This is a genomic window from Acinetobacter sp. YH12132, from assembly GCF_013418645.1.
Lineage (GTDB): Bacteria > Pseudomonadota > Gammaproteobacteria > Pseudomonadales > Moraxellaceae > Acinetobacter > Acinetobacter indicus.
The window spans coordinates 1-6,480 of record NZ_VPBR01000029.1 but is presented as its reverse complement, the minus strand read 5'-3'; the positions used below and the strand labels follow the sequence as shown (position 1 = coordinate 6,480).

The window sequence follows — 6,480 nt, the reverse complement described above, 5'->3', positions numbered from 1 at the left end:
GTTACGAGCAGTCCAATAGGGAATCGGTAAATTTTCTGTATGCCAAGCAAGAACAGAATCAGCATGATCTAAGTCAAAAAACAGATAATTAACCATACAAGGCTGATTGCCTTGTATGTATCGGCGTTTTATCGCTTCTCGCTTGGGCAAAATATCTAAGCCACGATCTAAATACTCTGCACAATAAGGCTTATACGCCAAATCATCATAAAAAATTTCTAGTTGGTGAACAGGCGCAGCCATTGTTCAAGTCCTTATAACTCTTGTTTTTGTGGACTCAACTAGCTACAATTAGGGTTCAAGATAATTGGTGTGCTAGTTGAGATTATTCTCATCAAGTTCCCGAAAAAAGCCCGACGCCACATCGGGTTTTTTTTCGCTTGGAAGAAAGTTTACATCAAAGTTACATCGTTGTTAAACCATTAATTTTAAAAGAAAAACATATACCACATTTATGGTATTTTAATACCCAAAAAAAACAATTAATAAATCTAAAAAATCAACTATTTAGACTTTCTTTCTTGAAAAACCAAAATTCCCAAAATGGTCAATAACAACCCCATAGAACATGTGGAGATTTTAATATAGTCGGATACTGGAACAACACCGGCTAAAAAGAAAACACTCAGCGCCAAAAAAAAACCGAAAAAGAACCAAAAAAATTTAGAGCTTTTTCCTTTCTTAAACTTTCCAAACTTTTCCGAAACTTGCTTTTCAAGTGCAATCATTTTAAAGACTCCGATAGCAGCTGCTCATCTGATTTTTTGTTGCGATTTTCAACCATCATTTTCTGTAAATTTGCATACGCTAGGATTGATGCATAGTCTCCATCTCGAAGTAATTTCAGCGGAATTTCGACACCAAATTCATCGAACATATCTCTACGCTCTCGATACTCAGCCAAGCTTTCAGCATAGTTTTCAAGTCTCGGTAAATAGACCAAGTGGGGCGGCTCTATTTCGATTTGTTGCCAAGATTTTTTAGATTTTCTGCGTACAAAACTGTGAGCAAAATGTAGCAACTCGCCCGATTGCTGCCGATTACTTTTAAAAACAGCCCATGCTTCAATCATTTTGAAGAAATTACGCAAATCTGCCCTGTTTTTTTCAGCTGCTGCATTGCGTTTCTGACTAATGAGCTTATTCACGATAGCCATTAATCTTGCTTTCATTCGCAATAATGATTGCTTACTGTATCTCCAAGACCACGAGAAAGATTTAATTCTGTCCTTGTATTCTTTTTCAGTCGGCTTGTAGACCTTATGATCTGTACGTACAAGCTCAAAAGTCATGTGCTGCGTGACTTTTAGAGAAATAGGCGTATTTAAAACAAATTGCAGCGGCTCACGATCTTTGAAATAACCATAGATCAAGTCAATTTCAGCCTGTATTTCAGGTTTAACCCATGAAACCCCCTGAAATCTATCCTGCAATTCCTCGATTTTTTCACGCTCTTTAGCATTCACGATCTTTTTAGGCTCTACACCGCACTGCAAATTGAAATCCCTAGTTCTAGGAGTCGTGAACAGCAAATGAATAGTCCATTTGTATTTTTCAAAGACATCACGTTGAACGATGCAAGTACAAATCGGATGACCTTTCTCAAGGCGATAATTCCGTTGACGTGGAGTGAGCTTTAAGTCATAGCGATCTGTCAGCTTCTCCAGTAGGTCTTCTACATTGTTAAAAATGGTTTTTGTATTGCCATCCAACCAATCTTCATATTCCTTCCAATCAATTTTGGCGTAGAAATATGCCCCATTAGCCACATGATCGGCAATTCGCTGCATTGTAAATTTTGTATGAGGGCTAAATACAATCATTGTTATTTATGTAATCAAGGGATTTTCACTGAAAATACCTCATTTTCTTGTAAAAAACCACATTGTAATCTAGTAAAAAGAAAGCAATGCTTTGAGAGGTTCTTAGGGCGAAGCCCTGCTATGCGAAGCATAGCCATAAAATCGAATTTTTCGGGGTATTTGTAAGAGGGTAATAAGTAGTTCCTGCAAAACACGATAGACGGTATTCTTTTTATGTTTTATGATCATTTCATCATCAATGAAATGTGTCTGACCAACGCATATTTAAAACTGACCAACCGTGTGAGTTTTAGTGTGCGCAGCCACACTAAAACTTTGATTTTTTAAACAGCTCATAGTCAAACTTCTAACCAATTTTTGACTACCTGACGAAGCGGACTGCCGGAGAAATTTGGCTCAGTACGCTTTGATGGGAGCTTAGGGGATGCAATGCCCCTATTCGATCCAATCCATTTGCTTAGGTCGGGAGAATCCCTATCAAAAAGCTAGTTGGGCGACAAGGAAACGGAAGCGTGGTGACACGTTGTTCGGAAAGTAATTTCCGATCTAGGCTGAAAGGGCTGAAATCCTGTTTTGAAGATAGGGTCAGAAATTTTAAGGATGAAATTTCGTTAATAGCCACCGTTCAATGCAGATGTACGATTTATTTTTTGCATTGTTCGTGCCACACACGATGGATTCTGAGTTAACCGTGAGGTTATCGGGGCGTTGAGGCGAAAGCTAGATACGTTGCAGGCACTTTCCTGTCAAATGGTGAACTTGTCGTGATGACATTCCATTGAAGCTCGAAAGGTCGATTTATAGCTCAAACGTGAAAATGGGGGAGTACAACCCCCTATGTGGATTGCAAGTGCTTTACCTGCCAAAATGATGATCTGATTTTATAACGTATTTTTTGGAACTGCGAATACGGAAATAGGAGGTTCAATTTTTTGAACTAATCAGGTGGTCTAGCAGATAAGCGTACTGCAAATTAAGACTTCAAAACTAACTTGGGAAGCACTCAGAACAATTGAAACGTCAATTGGTTAAACGTGGATGTTATGAGTGTGGGAGCGATACCGATGAGCGTATATAACCTACAGAAATGTAGGGAAATTATGGGACTAACAAGCAGACATATTTGTTTGTAGTTCTAAGGTCTATAGCTACCGTTGTCAGAAATGGCTTGTTAAGGGAATCGTAGATTTGCAAAAGGTTGATGTTGGGATATGCAGAGGTGCATATCGAGTATGTGCTTGCAAGGTGGTAACAGCCTTACAAGTTAAAAAAAATCAAAAACGGTTAAATGGGGATTGGTCTCCCCTGCTGTTCGAGTTGGTCGCTTGAACTAAACTAAATTGATGACATACAGAGCTACAACTGTTTGGATATATTGTATTTGCAATCAATATCTTTGTAGCTATTTCTGAGTATGAGAAAACTCAGGTTCACTGTGGACTTTGTTAGCAGAGGAGTTCAGGCGTTCCAGAGTCGCTTGAATCAGGTGCAGATTTAAAAACACACTATCAAGGACGGTGGCTTAGTCACCGTCCTTACCTTTTATTTTACTAAGAGTAAGCACTCTTTAACGTCTCTATACCGAGTACCTTGTCGCCCTAATGTCATGTGTTTATGATCTATAGTTAATATTTCTATTTTAGAACTATCCCACACAGATGATGCAAGCTCCATCATAGTCTCTAGGCTAATCATTCCTGTATTACTATAACTAAGCGCTAATTGAGAATTAGTAGTTTCAACCCGCTTAAACATATCTAAAAAGGCAGTCTCAACCTTGGTTTTAATACAAAAAGGGGATTGATGCCTACCTTCTCTATATCGCCCTTTAACAATCACATTATTTTTTTTCTGAATCTCTGGATAGTCATATAACACCAAAGTTTCTAAAGCGTGATAGAAACGACTGTAATGTACAAAGCAATATGGAGGATCTGCATACACTGTCCCTCCCTCAAAAACGTCTAATGCATCTTTAAAATCACATGATAAAAACTCAGAACTAAAATGGTTTACAGTTTTTAAGCTAAAACGACATAATTCTTTAAACTTTTTATCAAAAAAATTGAAAACTTCTTTTTTTCTATAAATACAAATGTCATTAAAAGAAGAGTTAGTTTTTGCATCTCTATACTGAGCATAATGACCAGTACCTTGACTGCAATAAGCCATGGCATACATTAGAGAAGATAAAAAAATCGGATAAATTGGCTCATTTTTATATTCATCCGCAACTTGTCTTAAGGCATCAATCCATAAACATTGTTCATAAGACCACCATGTACCAGAATAATTTTTTGCAAATAAATGATAATCATATGAAAACTTTTTACTGATTAATTTTTTTTGTTTTTCTTCTAAAAAATTGAAGTCATCAATACTATTTAATTTATTGTAATCAACAAGGTATTCTTTTTGCACATTAGCTTCTACAAGGTTTAAAACTTGCTGATGAATATGATCAATATCTGGAATATCTCCGTCTCTTAAATTAACTAAATAGGTTTGCGAGAGAACTTTTGAATATTCCTGAATGTCATTAGAAACAAAATTAACCTGTTTCCCAATTGCCCCTGCCAATGAAGCACTCCCAGCAAATAGATCTAATATGGCTCTATCTTTTTGATGGACAAAATTAATCCCATCAACAATAAAATCAATAATCTTGGTTTTCGAACCCATATATTTGATTAAACTAGGAAATGGTTGGGGGGTTAACATAAGAATCCTTAATAAAAAACAAAATCCCAAATTAGGATTTTGTTTTTTGATTCTATTTAATAAAGTCTTGAGAGTCAAATAGAGAAAATAGATGGATAAAAGTTTAATGAAATCTTTGTGTATCCAAGCATTGAAGCAAATGAGACTTGATGCTCAGATTACTCAATCTCAGTTAGCAAAAATGCTAGAAAAACCACAAAGCTTTGTTTCCAAATACGAAAATGGTGACAGATCTTTAGAAATTAGTGAGGTTTATTTAATATGCAAAGAATTAGATAAATCGCTATCAGACTTTGAAGAAATCTTAGAAAGCCTTATACAAGAATCCATTTAACTAAATTCATCATAAAGACTGGCTTTAATACCAATCGCTATCACGGGACATCCACCTGAACCTTGACCAAATAACTTACTTCTTAATTTACCCATATGCGTTGTAGATGAACCATAAGATGCTCCTTTGCCTAAACTTTTAAATAGTTCCTGCAACTCTGAAGCTCTAGTAATCACTACACCTACAGAGACAGCACCTAAATCAAATAACAATCGAAAGTTATTTAAATCTCTATCAAAAAAGGGGTCTTTATTATTCCACTCTACTTCAATAGCAACTTTATTTTTGAAGCAGTCAATCTTATGAGTAGGGACTTCTGTAATAGTGCTATTTTTCAAAGTAGAAATAACCGTATTCTTGCCATTGCCAATAGCTGATTTGATTAACTCATATTCATCCAAATGAATAGCCGTTTTAAATTCTGTCTCTCCCCAACCCCTTGCATATAGAAAACTATCTAATTGGTCTGCAACAGTAGATTTTCTACCACCTGGAGCAATGACTTCACTTCGTCTTAAAACAAAAGCTGAAAGTAAATCGACTAAATCATTCCACTCATTAGGGAAAGCATGTCTAAGCACAGAAATACCATTACGATATTCCTCTATTTCATAGTTATCTCGAATATATTGCGGAAAAAGTAGAACAGACATAGGTATCAAGAATTTAATTTTCCAAGAGTATAAAAGTATAAAAAAATATTAAAAGAAAAATAAAAAATTAGCCTAAGTTAGTGAGGAAATTAGAAGCGTGGAACAATATCTAAATTGACCATACTGACAAAGAAAAACCCCATAAAAGGGGCTGTTATCTGATATAGCTTGTTTAGTCTCATTTTTCAGATTTTTTTCTACGAAAATAGGTTGCTCTACTAATACCTAATTCTTTCCATGGCTCACCAAGTGAAGGTCTACCACCACCTTTAGACTTGCTACCACCCTTAGCACCCTTTTTAGCGTGCCATTCCTTCTTACCCTCTATAGAAAAGCGTTGCCAGACCCATTTAGCGATACTTTTCGAGATTTGTTTAATCTCTGCATACTGCAACGGTTCAGGAAATTGTTCATTCTCCTTCATAACACGCTCTAAAACAGCGTTAAACCATGCCTGATAGCTCGATTTGGACTCAAGGTAGGGTAACACTGCTTTATATGCCCAAAACCGCGTTAAATCGAAAATAGTGCAGTTTCGACCTAAACCTTGAATGCGATCCTCGGCTGTGGGTTTATCATTCAGGTCTACAAAATCAGCTAAATAATCGAGTGAGTAAGTTTTTTCACTCCAAAAAACAACGTCCCAGTGCCTGTTTAAAGGGTTTTTAGTGATTAACCGGCTGTATGCGGTGTCTGAGCCTAGTTTTTTAGCATATGCAGCCTGAATCGCACTTGCGTAGCGTATAGGCTTAATACTTGCAATTTCAGTGGTGGGAAATGGTGTTTCAAGCTTGTAGCAAATATGGCAGTGGCCATTTTCAGGGTTACGAGCAGTCCAATAGGGAATCGGTAAATTTTCTGTATGCCAAGCAAGAACAGAATCAGCATGATCTAAGTCAAAAAACAGATAATTAACCATACAAGGCTGATTGCCTTGTATGTATCGGCGT

Annotated in this window: 7 protein-coding genes; 1 reads left to right on the top strand and 6 read right to left on the bottom strand. The window is 36.5% G+C overall.

Annotated features, from left to right (window positions below):
- From FTU67_RS13930 to FTU67_RS13915, 4 genes are all read right to left on the bottom strand, one after another.
- Window positions 1-243, bottom strand: a 243-nt coding sequence (locus FTU67_RS13930; RefSeq protein WP_180061898.1) for a replication initiation protein, incomplete at its 3' end; no start/stop codon positions are given.
- Window positions 244-503: 260 nt separating this feature from the next.
- The gene (locus tag FTU67_RS13925; RefSeq protein ID WP_127799981.1) at window positions 504-728 is read right to left on the bottom strand and encodes a hypothetical protein; all 225 of its coding nucleotides are present in this window, start codon (window positions 726-728) and stop codon (window positions 504-506) included.
- Window positions 725-1,789, bottom strand: coding sequence for a hypothetical protein (locus tag FTU67_RS13920; RefSeq protein WP_180061897.1), 1,065 nt, complete (start codon window positions 1,787-1,789; stop codon window positions 725-727). The genes FTU67_RS13925 and FTU67_RS13920 overlap by 4 nt, the downstream gene beginning before the upstream one ends.
- Before the next feature lie 1,575 nt (window positions 1,790-3,364).
- A complete protein-coding gene (locus FTU67_RS13915) occupies window positions 3,365-4,543 on the bottom strand; it encodes a DNA adenine methylase (RefSeq protein ID WP_180061896.1) in 1,179 nt (392 codons plus the stop codon).
- Between the two features lie 91 nt (window positions 4,544-4,634).
- On the opposite strand from FTU67_RS13915, the gene FTU67_RS13910 reads away from it, so the two are divergent.
- Window positions 4,635-4,877, top strand: a complete 243-nt coding sequence (locus FTU67_RS13910; protein ID WP_168405115.1) for a helix-turn-helix transcriptional regulator — start codon at window positions 4,635-4,637, stop codon at window positions 4,875-4,877.
- Here FTU67_RS13910 and FTU67_RS13905 read toward each other — a convergent pair.
- Both FTU67_RS13905 and FTU67_RS13900 read right to left on the bottom strand, forming a co-directional pair.
- Window positions 4,874-5,530, bottom strand: a complete 657-nt coding sequence (locus FTU67_RS13905) for a BglII/BstYI family type II restriction endonuclease (protein WP_168405114.1) — start codon at window positions 5,528-5,530, stop codon at window positions 4,874-4,876. The genes FTU67_RS13910 and FTU67_RS13905 overlap by 4 nt on opposite strands.
- 178 nt (window positions 5,531-5,708) lie before the next feature.
- A partial coding sequence (locus FTU67_RS13900) for a replication initiation protein (protein ID WP_180061895.1) occupies window positions 5,709-6,480 on the bottom strand: 772 nt, incomplete at its 5' end.